The organism is Pseudomonas sp. PDM21 (genome assembly GCF_014852505.2).
GTDB lineage: Bacteria > Pseudomonadota > Gammaproteobacteria > Pseudomonadales > Pseudomonadaceae > Pseudomonas.
On sequence record NZ_CM181223.1, the window covers coordinates 2836423 to 2855416 of the forward strand.

The 18994-nt window shown below is 66.3% G+C and carries 16 protein-coding genes; 4 read left to right on the forward strand and 12 right to left on the reverse strand.

Features of this window, described 5'->3' with window-relative positions:
- Window positions 1-21: 21 nt before the first annotated feature.
- Both IB275_RS13285 and IB275_RS13290 read left to right on the forward strand, forming a co-directional pair.
- Window positions 22-1398, forward strand: a complete 1377-nt coding sequence (locus IB275_RS13285; protein ID WP_192295512.1) for an APC family permease — start codon at window positions 22-24, stop codon at window positions 1396-1398.
- On the forward strand, window positions 1398-1850 hold the full coding sequence (locus IB275_RS13290; RefSeq protein WP_192295513.1) for a DUF3574 domain-containing protein: 453 nt from the start codon (window positions 1398-1400) through the stop codon (window positions 1848-1850). Before IB275_RS13285 ends, IB275_RS13290 begins: the two co-directional genes overlap by 1 nt.
- Here IB275_RS13290 and speE read toward each other — a convergent pair.
- The 4 genes from speE to IB275_RS13310 all read right to left on the reverse strand — a co-directional run bounded on the left by speE (window position 1835) and on the right by IB275_RS13310 (window position 5068).
- Window positions 1835-2701, reverse strand: coding sequence for a polyamine aminopropyltransferase (speE, locus tag IB275_RS13295; protein ID WP_192295514.1), 867 nt, complete (start codon window positions 2699-2701; stop codon window positions 1835-1837). The two genes, IB275_RS13290 and speE, sit on opposite strands and share 16 nt — an antisense overlap.
- Window positions 2701-3159 carry a DUF3574 domain-containing protein gene (locus IB275_RS13300; RefSeq protein ID WP_192295515.1) on the reverse strand — a complete coding sequence of 153 codons (459 nt, stop codon included), beginning with the start codon at window positions 3157-3159 and terminating at the stop codon, window positions 2701-2703. The genes speE and IB275_RS13300 overlap by 1 nt, the downstream gene beginning before the upstream one ends.
- A gap of 139 nt (window positions 3160-3298) precedes the next feature.
- Window positions 3299-3889, reverse strand: coding sequence for a nicotinamide riboside transporter PnuC (gene pnuC / locus IB275_RS13305; protein ID WP_192295516.1), 591 nt, complete (start codon window positions 3887-3889; stop codon window positions 3299-3301).
- 33 nt (window positions 3890-3922) lie between these two features.
- A complete protein-coding gene (locus IB275_RS13310; protein ID WP_192295517.1) occupies window positions 3923-5068 on the reverse strand; it encodes a phosphotransferase enzyme family protein in 1146 nt (381 codons plus the stop codon).
- A gap of 289 nt (window positions 5069-5357) precedes the next feature.
- On the opposite strand from IB275_RS13310, the gene IB275_RS13315 reads away from it, so the two are divergent.
- Window positions 5358-5975, forward strand: a complete 618-nt coding sequence (locus tag IB275_RS13315; protein ID WP_192295518.1) for a methylthioribulose 1-phosphate dehydratase — start codon at window positions 5358-5360, stop codon at window positions 5973-5975.
- Here the strand turns inward: IB275_RS13315 and IB275_RS13320 are convergent.
- From IB275_RS13320 to IB275_RS13355, 8 genes are all read right to left on the reverse strand, one after another.
- Window positions 5972-7441, reverse strand: coding sequence for a sensor domain-containing diguanylate cyclase (locus IB275_RS13320; RefSeq protein WP_192295519.1), 1470 nt, complete (start codon window positions 7439-7441; stop codon window positions 5972-5974). The two genes, IB275_RS13315 and IB275_RS13320, sit on opposite strands and share 4 nt — an antisense overlap.
- A gap of 242 nt (window positions 7442-7683) precedes the next feature.
- Entirely contained in the window at window positions 7684-10209 is a 2526-nt protein-coding gene (locus IB275_RS13325) for a TonB-dependent siderophore receptor (protein ID WP_192295520.1), read from the reverse strand.
- A gap of 145 nt (window positions 10210-10354) precedes the next feature.
- On the reverse strand, window positions 10355-11329 hold the full coding sequence (locus IB275_RS13330; protein ID WP_192295521.1) for a FecR domain-containing protein: 975 nt from the start codon (window positions 11327-11329) through the stop codon (window positions 10355-10357).
- Window positions 11326-11859: a sigma-70 family RNA polymerase sigma factor gene (locus tag IB275_RS13335; protein WP_192295522.1), complete on the reverse strand. Its 534-nt coding sequence runs from the start codon at window positions 11857-11859 to the stop codon at window positions 11326-11328. Before IB275_RS13335 ends, IB275_RS13330 begins: the two co-directional genes overlap by 4 nt.
- Before the next feature lie 301 nt (window positions 11860-12160).
- Window positions 12161-13156, reverse strand: coding sequence for an AraC family transcriptional regulator (locus tag IB275_RS13340; RefSeq protein WP_192295523.1), 996 nt, complete (start codon window positions 13154-13156; stop codon window positions 12161-12163).
- A gap of 75 nt (window positions 13157-13231) precedes the next feature.
- The gene (locus tag IB275_RS13345) at window positions 13232-15253 is read right to left on the reverse strand and encodes an alkyl/aryl-sulfatase (RefSeq protein ID WP_192295524.1); all 2022 of its coding nucleotides are present in this window, start codon (window positions 15251-15253) and stop codon (window positions 13232-13234) included.
- A 138-nt stretch (window positions 15254-15391) separates the two neighbouring features.
- Complete coding sequence (locus IB275_RS13350) at window positions 15392-16063, reverse strand: DUF3313 domain-containing protein (RefSeq protein ID WP_138214507.1); 672 nt, start codon at window positions 16061-16063, stop codon at window positions 15392-15394.
- Between the two features lie 81 nt (window positions 16064-16144).
- Entirely contained in the window at window positions 16145-17446 is a 1302-nt protein-coding gene (locus IB275_RS13355) for an OmpP1/FadL family transporter (RefSeq protein WP_192295525.1), read from the reverse strand.
- A 410-nt stretch (window positions 17447-17856) separates the two neighbouring features.
- Here IB275_RS13355 and IB275_RS13360 point away from each other — a divergent pair, with 410 nt between their 5' ends.
- A complete protein-coding gene (locus IB275_RS13360) occupies window positions 17857-18744 on the forward strand; it encodes a LysR substrate-binding domain-containing protein (protein WP_192295526.1) in 888 nt (295 codons plus the stop codon).
- Window positions 18745-18994: the final 250 nt, after the last annotated feature.

Sequence of the window (18994 nt, forward strand, 5' to 3'; positions counted from 1 at the left end):
CTACTTTTGCGGAGCCGACTCATGGCTGACAACTTCGCCGCTGACAGGCCAGCCGGCCCGCACCGGCAGCTGGGCGCCGTCCACGCGCTGCTGCTGACGCTGGGCATGGTGATCACCAGCGACATCCTGAAAACCGCGCCCACCGTGGCGCTCAACGTCGGCCAGGAACACTTCTACCTGGTGTGGGTGCTTGGTGGCGTGCTGTCGATGGTCGGTGCGCTGTGCTACGTGGAGATGGCCTCGGCCTTCGCCCATCCCGGCGGCGACTACCACTTCCTCGAGCGCGCCTACGGGCAGCGGGTGGGCTTCCTGTTCGCCTGGTCGCGCTTCGCCATCCTGCACACCGGCTGGATAGCGCTGATGGCCTTCCTCTTCGCCGACCACTTCAGCGCCTTGCTCGGCCTCGGCCGGCTGGGCAACGTGCTGCTGGCGGGCGGGCTGGTCAGCGCGCTGGTGGCGCTCAACCTGATCGGCTGGCGGGTCAGCCTTGGCACCCAGGCGGGGTTGGTGGCTCTGGTGGCGGCGGGCTTCCTCGGCATCTTCGGCGCCGGCCTGTGGCTGGAGTGGCGCGGCTTCGTGCCGCCCGCAGTAGTGCCGGTGGAGCCGGAGCAGGTTGGCGTTGCCGGGTTCTCCGCCGCGTTGATCTACGTCTTCCTCGCCTTCGGCGGCTGGAGCGATGCAGCCACGCTGTCGGCGGAGCTGCGCGACAACCGGCGGGGCATCTTTACCGCCATGCTCGGCGCGCTCGCTGCCTTGCTGCTGATCTACCTGGCGCTGAACTGGGCGTTCATTCGCGGGCTGGGCTTCGATGGCCTGGCCGCCAGCGGCGCGCCGGCGCTGGAACTGCTCGGGCTGGCCTTCGGTGCGCCGGGCATCGGCCTGATCATGGCGGTGGTGGTGGTGTCCGCCGTCGCCAGCATCAACTCCACGCTGATCGTCGGTAGCCGCACGACCTACGCCGCCGCGCGGGATGTGCCGGCACTGGCCGTACTCGGTCGTTGGGACGTGCGCCACGGTGTGCCACGCGCCGCGCTGCTGGCCGAGGGCGTGGTAGCGCTACTGCTGATCGCGGTCGGCGGCTGGAGTGGCCATGGCTTCAACACCATGGTCGAGTACATGACCCCGGTGTACTGGCTGTTCCTCAGCCTGAGCAGCGTGGCGTTGATCGTCCTGCGCCGCCGCCACCCGGAAGTGCCGCGGCCGATCCGCGTCCCGCTGTACCCGTGGCTGCCGCTGGGCTTCCTCGCGGTGTGCCTGTACATGCTGTATTCCAGCGTTGCCTATGTCGGCTGGGGCGCGTTGCTCGGCGTGGCTGTGCTGGCGCTGGGGGCGGTGCTGCAACTGCTTCTGCGCCCGCGAGGGGCTCAGGAGCAAGGCTGGACGGAGGAGGGCGGGTGATGCGCGCAAAGGCACTCTGGCGCAATGGCGCCGTGGCTGTGTTGCTGGCGGCTTTGGTCGGGCTATGGCTCAACGAGCCGTCAGCCAGCGCCAGTGGTGAAGCCAGCGGCCGGCGCATGCTGCGCACCGAGCTGTACCTGGAAGCGGTGGAGCTGGCGCAGTGGGAAGACTTCCTCGCCCGCGAGGTGACGCCGCGCTTCCCCGATGGCCTGAGCTGGCTCGACCTGCACGGCCAGTGGCGCGGCCCCAGCGGCGGGCCGGAGAAGCTGCCGTCGCGGATGCTGATCCTCATCCACGCCGACAACCCCTACACGCGCCAGGCACTCACGGATATCGGCGCGCACTTCAAGCTGCGCTTCGGTACGGCAGTGCTGCAGGTCAGCAGTCCGGTTCGCGCCCGCGACCCGGACTGGACGCCGCAGCGCCTGGACAACCCTCAGCTGTCGCGCTGAAGCCCGGCCTCGATCAGGTCGAGCATGTAGCGCGGCAGGGCGAACGCCGCCTGGTGCACCTCGGGGGTGTAGTAACGGGTCACCAGGCCGCTCTTCGCGAAGCGCTGGCGCAGGGTTTCCAGCTCGGTGCGGCGCACCTTCTCGCTGTTGGACGCCCAGCCGAAGGCCATGCTGCCGCCGATGTAGGTCGGTACCGCCGCGTGGTAGAAGCCCCAGTCGGCGAAGGTATCGGCTAGCCGCCGCGCCGTACCGCCCAGTTCCTCCGGCTGGAGGAAGGGCACGCCGTTCTGCGTGGCGAGGATGCCGCCGCTGCCCAGGCGCAGCTGGCAGTTTCGGTAGAAGGCGTCGGTGAACAGGCTGGCCGCCGGGCCGCCCGGATCGGTGGAGTCGCAGAGGATCAGGTCGAAGGTCTCGCGACTCTGCGCGAGGTACTCCAGGCCGTCGGCGTAGATCAGCTGCAGGCGCGGATCGTCCAGCGCGCCAGCGCAATGCAGCGGCAGCAGCTCGCGGCACAGTTCGACCACCTGCGTGTCGATCTCCACGGCGACTATTTTCTCGATGCCGGCGTGACGGACGATCTCCCGCAGGATGCCGCCGTCGCCCACGCCGATCACCAGCACGCGGCGCACCGCGCCATGGGCGAGGATCGGCACATGGGCGAGCATCTCGTGGTAGACGAACTCGTCCGCCTCGGTGGTCTGCACCACGCCGTCCAGCGTCAGCACGCGGCCGAAGCGCCGGTTGCGGAACACCTGCACCTCCTGCTGGCCGGTGTTGCCCTGGTAGATCGGCTCGTCGACGGTCAGCGCCTGCGCGTAACCGTCATGCAGCGACTCGCGGAATTCGTCCATTAGAAGGAAACCTGCGCCGGTTGCGACAGACGCAGAACGGAGAGGTCCCCGGTGATACGCTTCCACGCCAGGCGGATCGCCTCGATGTCCTTGCCGCGCGCGGCAGTGTCTTCATGCAGGATCACGATCACCTTGGTGCTCAGCCGCTCCGGTTCCGGCGCACCGTGGTCGCGCCACTGGCCGTAGGCGTCGTAGGCGGTGAAGCCATCCGGGAAGCGCGGCGTCACCTCCTGGTCGAGGAATTGCCGCCAGCGCTGCTCGCTGATCTTCTCCTTGCCGTTCTCCTGGCCCAGCGCGAAGTACAACTCGGTGCGCAACCACTGCGCCTGCGCCGGCCGGGTCGGATCGCCCTGCAATGTCGAACTGCTGGGATTGGTGGTATGGACGGAGGGAGCGGGCGGGGTGGCGCAGCCGAACAGCGCCAGGGCGAGGCTGGCGGCAAGTAGATGGCGGAGCATGGGACTTCCTTGCGGTGATGAGGGTGAACCAGATCGCCACTATAGGATGTCGGCTGTTATTTCCTTAAATACTGAAAAAGCATTCTCATATGCTCGTATTAAAGGATTCGCCCCTGCCCGGAATACCTGCTCCTACCGTTCAACTCGCCGCCATAGCCGGCCCGCTCGGCGGCTCGTCGTGCAGCTCGCGCCGCCAGGCCAGCAGGCCGTAGATCGCCAGCACGATGAAGCCCGCGTAGAGCCCGGCCGTGAGGTAGAGCGCCTTGTAGAGGAATACGCCGGTGTAGACCACGTCGAGGATGATCCACAGCCACCAGCTGGCGACGTACTTGCGCGCGGCCCAGAAGCTCGCCACCAGGCTGAAGGCGGTGAGTGCGGCGTCGAGCCAGGGCAGGGCGGCGTCGGTGTGGGTGTGCATGGTCCAGCCCAGGGCGACGGCGCCGGCGGCACCGGCCAGGCAGCTGGAGATGGCTGTAGGGAGCGGCAGGCGCTCGACGCGCACCTTGCCGTGGTCGCTGCCGCCCTGGCTCCACTGCCACCAGCCGTAGAACTGCAGCACCACGAAGACCAGTTGCAGGAGCATGTCGGAATAGAGCTTCACGCTGAAGAAGATCCACGCGTAGAGCAACACCGCCACCACGTTCACCGGCCAGCACCAGCGGATGCGTCGGGCGGTGAGCCAGACGCCGAGCACGTTGACGATGACCGCGATGATTTCCAGAGCAGACATGCCCTTTTTCCTCAGAATGGATGTTCAGGCGAGTCAGTTCGCCCTGGCCGCCAGTTGGCGCAGATGGTTGAGCAGCCGCTGTCCCTCGCTGCCCTGGAACCAGCGGGTGTGGCCGATCAGGTAGTTGTCGTAGGCCAGGGAGGCATTTTCCTCCGAGCCGAGCAGGCCATGGAAGTAGCCGATCTCGGACAGGGCGAAATCCGCATGCACCAGTGGCAGCAGCGCGGTCAGCGCGAGCAGGTCGTCGCGGCTCAGCGGGCGGACGCTGGCATAGCCCTGCAGCAGGGCGTCGAGCCCGTCGAGGTCGGCCACGGCGGCGCGGCCCTGGTCCAGCTCCAGCCAGGGCACCAGGTTGCGCTCGATGGCGGTGGTCAGGTCGAACAGCGCGAAGGTGCGGTCGCTCAGGCCGAAGTCCAGTATCGACACGACCTGCGCCTGCCGGCTGTCTTCGTTCCACAGCAGGTTGGAGGCATGCCAGTCGTTGTGGGTCCACAGCGCCGGCTGGCGGCCCAGGTAGGGCAGCAGGTGGCGTTGCAGCGGCAGATGGAGTTCGCTCAGGGTCTCCTGCCACGGACGCGCCTGCAGGTACTCGGCGAGGGCGGGCGCCTGGAGGAGGGTCGCCTCAATGGCAGCGATGGGGTCCTCTGCGCCGAACAGACTCAGGTTGCTGAACAGCACATCGGTGCTGCGCGCGGGGGCGTCGAAGCCTTCGGCGGCGTGGTGTAGCCGCGCCAGGGCGACGCCGGCGGCGAAAGCGTGGGCGTTGTGCTGGAAGGGTGTCCAGGACAGCGCGTCACGGTACAGGTCGAGCCCCTTGGCCTTGCGGTGTACCTCGTAGGTCCAGCCGTTTCGTGCGATGGCGCTATAGCCGTGGCTGTCACGCAGTACCTGGGCAACGGGCGCGCCGCGACGAGCCAGGTGATCGAGGAAGGCATGCTCCTCCGCCAGCGCGGTTGCGGAGCGCACGCCGGGATGGTGACGTTTGACGAACAGCGGGCCGCCGTCGGTTTCCACCAGCGCGGCGGCGGAGAAGGGGCGGGGGCTATGCCAGGTCAGGTGGGCGTTGGCGCCGGCCTGCGGAAAGTCTTCCAGCAGGCTGGCGACTTCCGCCTCGGTGAGCGCCGGCCAGTCGGGCTCCACCGGCTCGAGGCCCATGCCGTGGCTCAGGCGTTTGGTCATGCAGGGTTCTCCACTTGCCGGCCATCACCGGCGATGCCGCACCGGAATTCGGGGTGCGCGCACAGGTATTCAGGTCGCTGAAGCAGCTGTTGTTCACTCGGTGCGTCCCGGCCATCCGGGGTGATGCGCGGGGGGATTTTGCCAGCATCCGCCGCGGAATGTCGGGAATGCTGCGTTCGCGGGCCGAGGGGGCGCCACTGCGGGTTATGACCTCATGCGATTACGGTATTTAGCGCGGCGGGAGGCGCTGGATAGAGTGGCGGCCTCTTTCCGCAGCCTCGACTTCGCCATGACCGATACCCGCCAGCAACTCACCCGGCAGATCATCGACGCCGGCCGCTTCCTCTACGGCCGTGGCTGGTCGCCGGCCACCAGCAGCAACTATTCGACACGGCTGACGGCGGATCGCGTTCTGCTCACCGTTTCCGGCAAGCACAAGGGCCAGTTGGGTGAGGACGATGTGCTGGAAACCGATCTGGCCGGCAACAGCCTGGAGCCGGGCAAGAAGCCGTCGGCGGAAACCATGCTGCATACCCAGCTCTATGCGTGGCGCCCGGAGGTCGGCGCGGTGCTGCACACCCACTCGGTGAACGCCACGGTGCTGTCGCGCCTGACCGTCGGTGATCGTCTGCAACTGGAGGATTACGAGCTGCAGAAGGCCTTTGCCGGCGTCAGTACCCATGAAGGCCGCGTCAGCGTGCCGGTCTTCGACAACGACCAGGACATCGCCCGCCTGGCCACCCAGGTGCAGCCCTGGCTCGACGCCCACCCGGATTGCTTCGGCTATCTGATTCGCGGGCATGGCCTGTACACCTGGGGCGCGCAGATGAGCGATGCGCTGCGCCAGGTGGAGGCGTTCGAGTTTCTCTTCGAGTGCGAGCTGAAGGTGCTGAGCCTGCGCGGCTAGGAGGCTTCGACTGAGGTGCAACGGAAGCCGACCACCCGGTTGCGTCCGCCATCCTTTGCCCGGTACAGCGCGCTGTCGGCAGACTGCAGCAACTCGGCCCAGTCGGCGGGGTTGAATTGCGAGGTGCTGGCCACGCCGATGCTCAGGGTGAGCACCCCCTGCGGGCCATGCTCGTGCGGCACGGCGAGGGCCTGCAGGCTGGCGCGGATGTGCTCGGCAAGCTCCAGGGCATCGGCTTCTTCGCTGTCGCCCAGCAGCACGACGAATTCCTCGCCGCCGAAGCGCGCCGCGCAATCGGCGGGGCGCCGTGCCCACTCGGCGATCACCCGGGCCACGGTCTTCAGTGCGGCGTCGCCGGCGGGGTGACCGTAGTGGTCGTTGTAGGCCTTGAACTTGTCGATATCCATCAGCATCACTGACAGCGCGGCTCCGCTGCGCTGGTAGCGCGCCCACTCGTGGTTGGCGCGCAGGTCGAAGGCACGGCGGTTGTTCAGTCCGGTCAGCGGGTCGGTGCTGGCGGCCTGCCGCAATTCGGCTTCCTGGCGGTCGCGCTCACGCATCTGGCGCAGGGCGAGCAGCGCGAGGCCGATGACCGCGCCGACCAGGGAAACGCCCAGCAAACCGATCAGGCTGGCGCGCCAGTACCAGTCCTCGTAGATCTCGCGCGATGGCAGGGCGACGCTGAACACCAGCGGGTAGCCGTCTACCGGGCGGAAGTCGTGCCAGCGCTCCTGCCCGTCGCTGTTGGTGTCGAAGAAGTTCTCCGCGCCGTTGCTGCGGTAGCGCTCGAAGGATTCGCCCAGCGTCGCGGCGGGCTCCGTGTCCGGCCAGTGCGCGAGCAGGGTGCCGTCGCGCATGTGCAGGCTGACCGTGCCGCCATCGCCGAGGTTGAGGTCGCTGAACAGTTCGCTGAAGTAGGCCAGCTCCAGGTTGGCGCCGACCACCCCGGCGAAGCTGCCGTCTTCGCGTTCCAGGCGACGGCTCAGCGCAACGCTGTTGCGGGCGTCGCTGGAGTAGGGGATGTACGGGTGGCTCAGGTAGGGCGCGTCGCCCTGCGATACGCGTAGTGCCTGGAAGTACTCGCGGCCGGAGAGGTCGATGCGTGCCGGTACTTCCTTGCCGAAGCTGTAGGTGGCGATGCCGTCGGCGTTGGTCAGGAACACCGAGCCCATGCCGCGAGTGGGCGCGGTGTAGGCCCGAAGCAGCAGGTTGCGCGTGTCCATGGACAGCCCGCGTATCTCCGGCTGGGCATGGGCGTGCACCACGGCCTGCAGGGTCATGTCGTAGAGGTCGAGGTTGCGCTGGATGTCGCGCTGCACCAGCAGGGCGATGTTGTGGCCGTTGGCACTGGCGACTTCGAGGGCGTCGTGGCGCATTTCCAGGATGGCCCAGGTCGACAGGGCGCCGATGGCGCCGGTCAGGCCCAGGCTGGCAAGAAGGATGGTGCTCGAACGGCGGATCGGCATGCCGGTATCCATACAGGGAGGGGCGGCTGCACATCGGTGCGTGCCTCAAGGCATATAGCAGCAATCGGCCGGGTTGTCCGGTATTCCCCGGCAGGAAGAACATGGGCTGCTCCTGCCGGTGTGCCCCGACGGGGAGGCAAAAAAAATGCTGCCTGGAACAGGCAGCATTCATGGGTCACGCACCATTGGTGACTGGCTTCAGTCTGCCGGCGCAAGATTAAGCTTTGATGAAGGCCCGATCCTCAGTACGTCGCACGCACGGTCAGCATGAAGTTGCGCGGGTCGCCATAGACGTTGCCATAGGTCGAGGTGCCGACCGTCTGGTAGTACTTCTTGTCGAACAGGTTGTTGCCGTTGAGCGCGACGTTCCAGTGTTCGTCCAGCTGGTAGTCGACCAGCGCATTCCACACCGCGTAGCCGCTTTGCTGGTAGTCGTACGGCACGTCGGCCTGCGTCACGTTGCCGTTGCTGTCGTAGTAGGAGGCGGTGCCGCTGACCTTGGTCGCGCTCTGGATATCGACGCCGCCGCCGACGCGGAACTTCGACCAGTCGCCCGGCAGGCGGTAGGTGCTGAACAGCTTGGCCAGGTGCTTGGGCGTGATGGTGCTCCGCTCGCCGCCGACGGTGCGGTTCTTGTTGAGGTTGAGGGTGTAGCTGGCCATCACCATCCAGTCCGGCAGTACCTCGCCGGAGATTTCCATGTCCACGCCCTTGCTGACGACTTCGCCGCCGTTGACGTAGCAGCAGTTGCCGCCGAACAGCACCGAGGTGGCGTCGTACTGTGGGTCGAGCACGGCCTGGTCTTCGCGCTTGGTGTAGTAGAGCGCCACGCTGGTGTTCACCCTGCCGTCGAACAGCTCGCCCTTCAGGCCCGTCTCGTAGGTCTTGCCGGTCATGGGGTCGAGGGTGCTGCCGCTGCCCAGCGGGCCGGCCATGTAGTTCTGCTGCGGCTTGAAGATTTCCGCGTAGCTGGCGTAGGCGGCCCACTCGTCGCTGAGGTCGTAGACGATACCGCCGAACGGCGTGGTCCTGGTCGGTTCGCGCATGTCGACGCGTGACTGCGTGTTCCAGGTGCCGTTAGCCAGGGTCTGGTAGGTCTGGTCGAACTTGTAGCGCTGCACCCGCGCGCCAAGGATCAGATGCAGCGGCTCGGCCAGCTGCAGGCGCAGGCTGGAGTAGAGGCCGTACTGGGTCTGGCTGTTGGGGCTGTAGTTGCGGGTAACGTCCGGACGGGGGCCGGGGTCGGTCCAGGGCGTGGAGTTCGGGTCGAACACGTCCACCGCGCCGCCGGCAGTCGCGAAGCGCGGGGTGCCCTGCCAGCGGCTGTCGATGTCCTGGTAGTCGCCGCCGACGGTGAGCTGGTGGTTCAGGCCGAACAGGCTGAAGTTGCCCGAGACGTTGGCGTCCCAGAGGTCCTGCTCGCTCCACTGGGTGATCCAGGTGCCGTAGCGGGTGACTCCGGTGCCGGTCACCGGGTTCACCGACCCCAGGGTGGTGGCGTTGTTGGTTTCGATGGTGTCGTAGATGTTGGTGTAGCTGAGGTTGAGCTTCCAGTCGTCGTTCAGGCGGTGGTCCAGCTTGGCAAAGTACTCGCGGGAAAAACCATCTGCATACGCCCAGGTGGTGGACAGCCCGGTATGGCGCGGCAGGCCGAGATCGACGCCGTTGCTGTAGCGCGGCACGGCGTTGGCGGTACCGGTTTCGTGGACCTGGTTGAAGCGCATCCCGCCGGTGAGCAGGGTGTCGTCGGTGACGTCGGCTTCCAGCACGCCGTAGAAGATCGGCTTGTCGGTGGCGCGGTTGTCGGTGAAGTACTGGCGGTCCTGGTAGGCCACCACCGCGCGCCCGCGCAGCTTGCCGTCGAAACCCAGCGGCCCGGTCACGTCCAGCTCTGAGCGGTAGTTGTCCCAAGTGCCGGCGGAGGCGCTGAACTTCAGCTGGTAGGTATCCAGCGGGCGCTTGCGCACCAGGTTGATGATGCCGCCGGGGTCGCCGGTGCCGCCGAACAGCGCCGAGCTGCCGCGCAGCACTTCGACGTGGTCGAACTCGGCCATGTCGTAGACGTTGGAGGAGTAGAACGAGCCGGCGGTGGTGCCCAGGGCCATCGGCGCGGCGCCGTCGAGCTGGATGTTCTGGATGGCGAAGCCGCGCGAGTAGTAGTCCTGCAGGCGGAAGGTGCCGCTCTGCACGGTGATCCCCGGTACCGCCTTCATGGCCTCGTTGATGTCGGTGATCTGGCGGTCGTCCATCAACTGGCGGGTGATTACCGAGACCGACTGCGGGGTTTCCTTCAGCGAAGTCGGCGTCTTCGAGCCGACGCTGGTCAGGCCCGGCGTGTAGCTGCCGCTGTTCTCAGTGGCCTGGCCCATACCCTGGCCCATGATGGTGGTGTCGGTCATCTCCAGCGCGGCGTCGTCCTGCGGGATCGGCACCAGCTGGTAGCGGTTGCCTTTGCGCTGGGCTGCGAGGCCGCTGCCCATCAGCATCACGTCCAGCGCTTCCTCGGCGCTGTAGTTGCCGCGCACGGCCTGGCTCTGGCGGTCGCGGGTCAGCTCGGCGTCGGCGGCCAGCAGCAGGCCGGTCTGCGCGGCCAGCTCATTGAGCTGGCGGGCGAGGGGGCCGGCGGGGATGTCGAAGCTCTGGCGCTGAGCTTGCTCAGCCATCGCCGTGGAGGTTGTCGTGAGCGAGGCGACGGTGGCCAGGCTCAGGGCGATGGCGAGAAACAGGGGATGCTTTTTGCTCGGGAAGTGCTGGTCTTGGCGTGACATTCCGGTTCCTTGGCGTCCGGTTATTAGGAGTGTTTCCTAGTAATCCGAAGCAGAACGGAAAATCGGAACCATTCTCGAAAACTTTTTTGCAGGGTGCCACCAGAGCGGGAAGATTGTTGCTCGCGAACACCCGCAGGGCGCCTGGCTAGCTCCGTGGAACCACCGTCACCCACCAGTCGAAACGCCGCTGCACACGCACCGGCAGCGCCTCTTCCAGTTGTGCCAGGGCCTGGTCGGTGTCGGCCAGCGGGAAGCTGCCCATGACGCGCAGCCGTGCCACGGTGGGGTCGACGCCCAGGTGGCCGCTCCGGTAACCGCCGAGTTCGGCGATGAATTCCTCCAGCGGCATGTCCTCGGCCAGCAGCAGGCCGCGGCTCCAGGCTTCGCGGCGGGCTTCGGCGCGGGTCAGCGCAGCGGCTTCGAGGGCATCGAAGACGACGCCCTGGCCCGCTTGCAGGGTGAGGCTGGCGCCGCTGTCCTGCAGGGTGGCGCGCACCGCGCCCTGGTAGACATTGAGCTGCGTGCGCGGGCCGATTTCGCGCACGCTGAAGCGCGTGCCCAGCGGCTGCAGCAAGCCGGCACGGGTGCGGACCTGGAAGGGACGGCTGTCGCCGTGGCCGGTCTCGATCAGCACTTCACCGGCGTACAGCACCAGCTCGCGGCGGGCGTCGTCGAAATGAACGTCCAGTGCGCTGTCGCTGTTGAGCCAGACTTGTGTGCCGTCGCTCAGCCGCTCGCTGCGGCGCTCGCCCACCGCCGTGCGGTACTGGGCGCGCCAGGCGTGGAGGCTGGCGATGGGATTTGCTCGCCAACCGAGCCAGCCGAACAGGCCGGCGCCGGCCAATACGCTGAGCTGGCTGAGCAGGCGGCGGCGGGTCTGCTTGCCGGTGCGCAGGGAGGTCAGTGTCCTGTGCGCGGAGGGGCCCTGCTCCTGCAGGCTGGCAAAGCGCTGGCCGATGCGTTCGATGTAGCTCCAGGCCAGGCGCTGCGATTCGCCCTGGTCGAGCCAGCGGCGCCATTGCGCGCGCAGTTCGGTGTCGTTGGGGGACTCTTGCAGGCGCGCGAACCAGTTGGCGGCGCTTTCCAGCGTGGCGTGGTCGAGGCCGGGGCGCGCGCTCACTGCAGCACTCCGTCCAGTTCCGCCTCGAGCAGGGCGCACTGGAACATGGCCTGGGCGATGTATTTGGTCACTGTGCGCACCGAAACGCCAAGCTCCTCGGCGATCTCCCGGTAACCCATGCCGTGCAGCTGCGACAGGCTGAAGGCGGCGGCGACCTTGGGCGGCAGCCGTTCCAGCAGGTCCTGCAGCTGGCCAAGGGTTTCCAGGATGATCGCCTGGTGTTCCTGCGACGGCCAATGGCTTTCCGGCACCAGCGCCAGGGCTTCGAGCCAGGCTTTCTCCAACTGCTTGCGGCGCCAGAAATCGACGCACAGGTGCAGCGAGATGCGGCTCAGGTAGGCGCGGGCGTGGACGTCGCTCTCGAACTCCCGTGGCTGCGCCAACAGGCGCACGAAGACGTCCTGGGCCAGCTCGGCGGCATCGCTGGCATTGCCCAGGCGACGATTGATCCACTGCTGGATCCAGCCGTGGTTCTCGCGGTAGAGGCTGGCCACTTGGGCTCGATGGGCGCGGGCGATGGGTCGTGTCATGGGAGCCGGACGATGGATCGTGCAAATGCGAATTATTATCAAAATAACCGAATGCCTGGCCTCAGGGCAATAACGCTTTGCAGGGAATGTTCGAGTGAGCGCCGGTATCGCGGGGCTGCTGGAGGAGCGCGCGATGCGCGCGACCACAGGCCTGGTGCATCTGGCGCTGCAGCGTGCTCGCGCTGGTAGGGCGGACAACGCGCCAGCGTTATCCGCCGTCAGGCTGCCGGCGGATAACCCGTTCCGGGTTATGCGCCCTACGGAGCGGAGCGGCGGTGAATCGATCGCGGGTGTGGCGGACTCAGGACTTCAGCGCGCGCCGATACTCGATGGGCGCCATGCCGAACCAGCGGTGGTGCGCGCGGCAGAATGAGGTGGTGCGGCGGTAGCCCAGCTCCTGGGCGATCCTCGAGATGGGCAGGTCGGACTGGCCGAGCAGTTGTTCGGCGCGGCGGCGGCGGATCTGGTCGACGTGCTCTTCGAAGTCGATACCGTCGTTGGCCAGTCGACGCTGCAGGGTGCGCGGGTGCAGGTCGAGCAGTTGTGCCACCTGTTCCAGGTTGCAGCGCTGCCGGGGCAGCAGGGCGTGGATGTGTCGCTCGACCTCGAAGCCGAGTTTCTCGTCCGCGCCCGAATGTGCTTCCAGGTAGAACTTCACGATGGCGTGCAGCGTGGCGTCGTGACGTACGCAGGGGCGTTGCAGGTCGCGCTGGGAGATCGCCAGGGCGTTGTATTCCTGGCCGAACAGCACCGGGCAACCGAAGTAGCGCCGGTACACCGCCAGCTCGGCTTGCGGCTGGTGGCGCAGCAGCACGGTGGTGGGCTGGAAGGGCGTGCCGAGCAGTTCAGCCATCATCAGTCGGCCGTGCAGCAGTGACTTCTCGACGATTTGCGGAATCTCTTCGATGCACGGCAGGGCGTTGTCGAAGCAGAGCAGGGTGCAGTCGTTGCGGCGCTCGAGGTGGAAGAGGATCGAGGGACTGTAGAGGCGCATGTAGCGCACCACCGCAGCCAGCCCTTCGCCGGCAGTGGGCGCGGTCTGCGCCAGGTGTTGCAGAGGGCCGAGCAGGGTGGATTTCTGCCGGCTCGCCAGTTCCAGGCCGAATTCTGGCATGGCCAGTGAGCGGGCACTGCCTTCGAAGATCTGCACCAGGCTGCGGTAGGAGAACTTCTTCTCGTAGTCGCCGACGACGTTCAGGTCGATGCGATGCGGCGCGAGGTGAGCGCGAAGCGAGGCGCCGCGCTCGGCGAGCAGTTCGCCGAACTGGAGGAAAGCGGTGCCGCGAACGGTATCCATGTGAGGGGCTTCCAGGACTGCGAGGAAAGCGCCAGGCCGGCGGCGCGTGCCGCCGGCCTGGCTGCTGCGGCCCGGTCAGGGCGTGACGATGTTGAACCAGAAGTCGAAGTTGTCCATGTAGCTCATGAGCTCTTCGAGCTTGGCCTGGTCGCCGTTGACCTTGATGTCGCCCGAGGCCTCGGCATCCTTCAGCGTCGCCTGCTTGAGCATCAGCTTGTTGAGGGTGTCGCGGGTCAGGGTGATGGTGGCGTCGGCGTCCTTGGCCTGCAGACCTTCGGTGTGGTTGAGCACGCCGTTTTCCATCTGCAGCAGGTACTTCTGCTTGAGGTCGGTGAAGTCGAAGTTCAGGGTGATCTTCTTGTCCTCGACTTCCGGGCCTTTCAGGCGCATGGCCAGGTAGTCGAAGAACAGGTCGAGGTCCATCGCCTTGACGGTGTCGGGGCTGGCGGTGTCCGGCGTCGGCAGCTTCTGCACGCCGTTGCGCAGCTCCTGCGCACCGGTCAGGTAGAAGTTGCGCCACGGGCCGCTCTCGGCCTGGTAGCCCATCTGCTCGAGAGCGTCGGCCTGCAGGTTCTTCGCCGCCTGGTTGTTCGGGTCGGCGAAGACCACGTGGTTGACCACCTCGGCCACCCAGCGGTAGTCGCCCTTGTCGTAGTACTCCTTGGCCTTCTTCAGCACCGCGTCGGCGCCGCCCATCATGTCGACGTAGCGCTTGCCTTCCTCGTCCGGCGGCAGCTCGTGCAGGGTCGCCGGGTTGCCGTTGAACCAGCCCAGGTAGAGCACGTAGGTCGCCTTCACGTTGTGGTTCAGCGAGCCGTAGTAGCCCCGGTTGGAGAACTTGGTGGCGATCGCCTTGGGCAGTTTCACCTGCTCGGCGATCTCGGTCATGGTCAGGCCCTTGTTCGCCAGGCGCAGGGTTTCGTCGTTGATGTAGCGGTACATGTCGCGCTGCAGGCCGATGTGCTCGTTGACTTCCTTGTTGCCCCATACCGGCCAGTGGTGCATGGCATACATCACCTGGACGTCGTCGCCCCACATCTTCAGCGCCTGGTTGAGGTACTTGGACCAGGGCAGCGGCTCGCGGATTTTCGCGCCGCGCAGCGAGTAGGTGTTGTGCAGGGTATGGGTGGAGTCTTCGGCGGTGTTCAGCGCCTTCATTTCCTTGATGTAGTACATCATCTCGGCCGGGGCCTCGCTGCCCGGCGCGTAGAGGAACTCGTAGTGCAGGCCGTCGATGACGTGCTTCTCGCCGGTCTGGGAAATGATGTCGGTCGGCGGGATCAGGGTCACGGTACCGGCGGAGGTGGTGGTGCCCAGACCCGCGCCGAGCTGGCCGGTGTCAGTCGGCGGCAGCAGGTTGCCGTACATGTAGCTGGCGCGGCGGCTCATGGCGGTGCCGGCCATTACGTTCTCGGCCACGGCGTGTTCGAGGAAGCCCTTGGGTGCGTAGATCTTCACCTTGCCGGCCTTGACGTCTTCCTCTTTCACCACGCCCTTCACGCCGCCGTAGTGGTCGACGTGGCTGTGGGTGTAGATCACCGCCACCACCGGTTTCTTCGGCCGGTGCTGGTAGTACAGCTCCAGCGCCGCGCGGGCGGTTTCCTCGGAGATCAGCGGGTCGAAGATGGTGATGCCGGTCTTGCCCTCGACGATGGTCATGTTCGACAGGTCGTAGTTGCGCACCTGGTAGAGGCCCTTGGTGACCTCGAACAGACCGGAGATGTTGATCAGCTGCGATTGCCGCCACAGGCTCGGGTTGGTCGAGGCCGGCGCGGCCTGGCCTTCCTTGATGAAGTTGTACTTGGCCGGGTCCCAGATCAGGTTGCCTTTCTCGCCCTTGATCGGCTCGGACGGCAGCGGCGCGATGAAGCCCTTGTGCGCCAGCTCGAACGAGGTCTTGTCGTCGAACGGTAGCTCCTTGAGCAGGGCGTCGTTGGCGGTCTTGGTCGCCTCGGTGGCGGCCTTGGGCGTTTCGGCGGCCCAGGCCTGGGTGGTCATGGAGATGGCGGCGGCCAGGGCGAACGAGGTACTGAATTTCCAGAGGCCTTGGCCTGGCAGTTGGCCAAACGACTTCTGGGATCGGGCAATCGCTTTCATTTCAAGCTCCTTCTTGCGGAATGCACTGTACCTGCGGGGCAACTGCCAGCGTTGAATTTCGGTGACTTCCTCACTGCATCGGGTGGTGCGTCGGGGCCTTGTGGGCATGGCCCGCCGGCTGGCGGGCCATGCAGGGGGTTACTTGTGTTTCAGTTGCTCATAGGACTTGAGCATGTCCCGCGCCCAGCCATCGAGCACGGCCTTCGCGTCGTTGGCGCTCATGACCTGGGAGGAGTTCTCCAGCTCGGTGCCGGCGCCCTTGCGCACGACCTGGGCGACCACCTTGCCGTCGCTGCCGTCGAGGAAGGCCGCTTCGGTGGCGATGCTGGTGTCCTGGTCGCGGATGCCGGTGGCGGTGCTGACGCCGGCGGCGATCAGGGCGATCGGGATCACCTCGTAGGGTTGCAGGCCCTTGGTCTCGGCGCTGACGGCGGTGATCGCCGGACGCACGATCAGCACGCCCGGGCCGGGACCGGTGGCCAGCGGCAGGGCCTTGGAGAACTGCGTCTGCAGCGCCTGGTCGTAGTACTTGGTGATGCCGTCCAGGGTGCTCTGCGGGATCTTCTCGCTGGGCTGCGGTTTCGGGTAGAGCTGGCTCGGCTCGACGTAGACGCTGGTGAACTGGCTGACGTCGATGCCGGGTTTGATCCAGCGCATCACCGGCGCGCCGGAGGGCGATTTCTCTTCCTTGAGGACGCTGTAGTCCTTGAGGAAGCCTGAGTAGTTCTCCGGCTCCACGTACTTGCTGGCGCAGCCGGAGAGGGTGAGGGTGGCCACGCACAGCGGCAGGGCCAGGAATTTCAGGTTCATTGCAGTGCTCCTTAGGGATGTTTCTTGTGGAAGGTGTCGTATCGCAGTGTCAGGGCCGCGCTCTTGTCGTCGCGTAGGCCGTCAGAATCGCCAGGTCGCACCGCCGCCGATGATGTGCAGGGCGGCGTTGTTGTAAGTGCCGGAAAGGGTCTCGCCGGAGCGTGACTTGGTCTGCTCGACGTCCATGTCGCCGAGCCAGACGAGGGTGTAGGCCAGGTGCAGGTCGAGGCCTTCCTCGACCTGGTAGTTGATACCGGTCGCCAGGCGCCAGGTCTCGGCCATGGGGTTGTCCACGGTGCGGTCCTTGTCGTCCACCGCCGAGCTGTCGTAGCCCAGGCCGAGGCTCCAGCGCCATTGCGGGGTGGCCTGGTACTGTGTGCCGATGGAGGCGTGCCAGGTGTCCTTGTACTTGCGGTCGACAGTACGGTCGACACCGCCGGCGTTGGCGTCGACGTCCACGCCGATCTCGCCGAACTCGCTCCAGTCCTGCCAGCCCAGGCTGCCCAGCAGCTTCCACTGCGGGTCCAGCTGGTGGGCGATGCTCAGGGTCGCCGTCTGCGGGATGTTCACGTCCAGCTCCAGCGAGCTGACGTCCAGGCGGTTGAGCGCGGCATTGATGATCGGGTTGCTGATCTTGTTCACGTCGGGGCTGTCTTCGAACTCCAGCTTCACCTTGCTGGTGTAGGCGAGGCCGATCTGCGTGCGCTCGCTCAGGTCATAGAGCAGGCCCAGGTTGACCCCGACGCCGACGTCGGTGTCCTTGTATTCCAGCTGGCCGTCGGGGTTGTCGCGCAGGCCCAGCAGGTTGTTGTTGATGGCCATCTCGGTGCGGTAGTAGCCGTAGACGATGCGCGGGCCGATGCCGACGGTGAGGTCGTCGGTGAACTTGTGCGCGATGGTCGGCTGGAAGGACACGCCGATGATCGCCGTTTCCTGGCTGAAGTAGCGGCCGGCCCAGTCGTCGTCGTAGTTCAGCGCCAGGCCGAAGTTGCCGTACATGCCGAAGCCGATGGCCGAGCGCTCGTCGATCTGCTGGCTGACGAAGAAGCTCGCGCCGGGCAGCCATTCCAGGGCGTTGCCGCCTTCGTTGCCATCGAACTGGTTGTTGTCGTCACGGGAGAAACGCAGGTCGCCGAGGATGACCTGGGCGTTGGCGCTGATCTGCGTGCCCTTGAGCCTGGCGATACCGGCGGGGTTGCTCATCAGCACGCTGGGGTCGCTGGCCAGGGCGGCGGAGCCGGCGTTGGCCAGGCCCATGCCTTCCTGCCCGGCCTCGTAGATCATGATGCCGCCGGCGGAGGCGGGGCCGGAGAACAGGATACAAAGCGATGTGGCAATGGTGGCGCTGATGGCCTTTGCGGCGCCTGTGCTGTCTCTGGTCATCGAGCATCCCCTGCTGATCCCTGACTGGCTCTCGCGTCGCCCCGGCGACGTGAAAGGCATTCGCTCCGAATGCGCTCTGGAGACGTTGAGCCTGCTACCCATAGGACATGGGGAAGCCGGTTGTGTGAAAGAGCCTAGATAGCGATCCGGGATATGCAACTCGGGTTTTGCTTCAAGATGCGATAGATATGCCGCACACGACACAATGCTGGACATAAAGAGTATCCAATCGTCCGGCCTGCCGATTGGCCGTCACTCGACGATGGTGCTCCCGCAAAGTGACGTTGGTCCCCTGCCGGTGGCGGCTGTCGCGAAAAGAGTGATGCCCCTGCCTCGATGCCGTGGCTTGCGCTGGGCGTGGCGCCTCGGTCAGCATGCCGGCCGCCATTCTTCGAAAAGACCTGCCGCCCATGCGCCGCCTGCCTTCGCTTACCGCCCTGCGCACCTTCGAGTCCGCTGCCCGCCATGCGCACTTCGGCCGCGCCGCCGCCGAGCTGTGTGTCACCGACAGTGCGGTCAGCCACCAGATACGCCAGCTCGAAGAGCAACTGGGGGCGACGCTGTTCGAGCGCCAGGGTCGCCAGGTGCAGCCCACTCCCCAGGCGCGGCGCCTGCTGCGCAGCCTGCAACAGGCCTTCGAGCTGATCGGTACAGCGTGCGATGAGTTGCGCGATCCGGGCTCTCAGGCACAGCTGCATATCGCCGTGACGGTGGAGCTGGCGCAGAAGTGGCTGGTGGGCCGGCTGGCGGATTTCGCCGAGCGCTATCCGGAGATTGTCCTGCACCTGCATGAACAGCCGCTGGAGGCGCCGGGGCCGGCCGCCGAGATCGACCTGGCGATCACCTACGGCACCGGTCCGGCGGACGCCAGCACCTACTTCGTGCGGCCGTTGCCGACCCTGCAGTTCTTCCCGGTGTGCAGCCCCGGCCTGTTCAACCAGTCGCCGCTCAAGCATCCACGCGACCTGGCGCGCCACTGCCTGCTGCACGACGACCAGGACGGCAAGTCCTGGACTGCCTGGCTGACCACCCACGCCAGCGACATCCGCCCCAGCCGCCACGTCTACCTTGGTCACGCCGGGCTGACCATGGAAGCGGCGGTGCGCGGGCAGGGCGTGGCCATCGGCGACAACCTGACCAGCGCCGAGGACCTGGCCAGCGGCCGGCTGGTGCGCCCGTTCGCCGCGCAGATCACCTCCCTGGGGCAGTACGCGCTGGTCTGCGAACGCCTGCGTCTGGAGAAGCCGGCGGTGGCGGATTTCATCGAATGGATGACCGGCCAGCTCAATGACATGTGAGTCCGGCACGGTCTGTTCTGGCGGCTTAACCTGCGTCTCGCAGGATGAACGCCAGGTAGGATGGCGTGGAGCGCAGCGAGACCCATCGATGCGCCGTGAAGCCCAGGCAGCATGGGTGTCGCAGGCTCCACCCATCCTACGGCGAGGTTTTCCGGTAAGGTCGGTACTGTTGGTGGGTCTCATCTTTTTGTTGGTTTTCGATGAATTGAATTCAGCTGTTCCGCGAAATTCATCAATGGTGCTCTTCGCG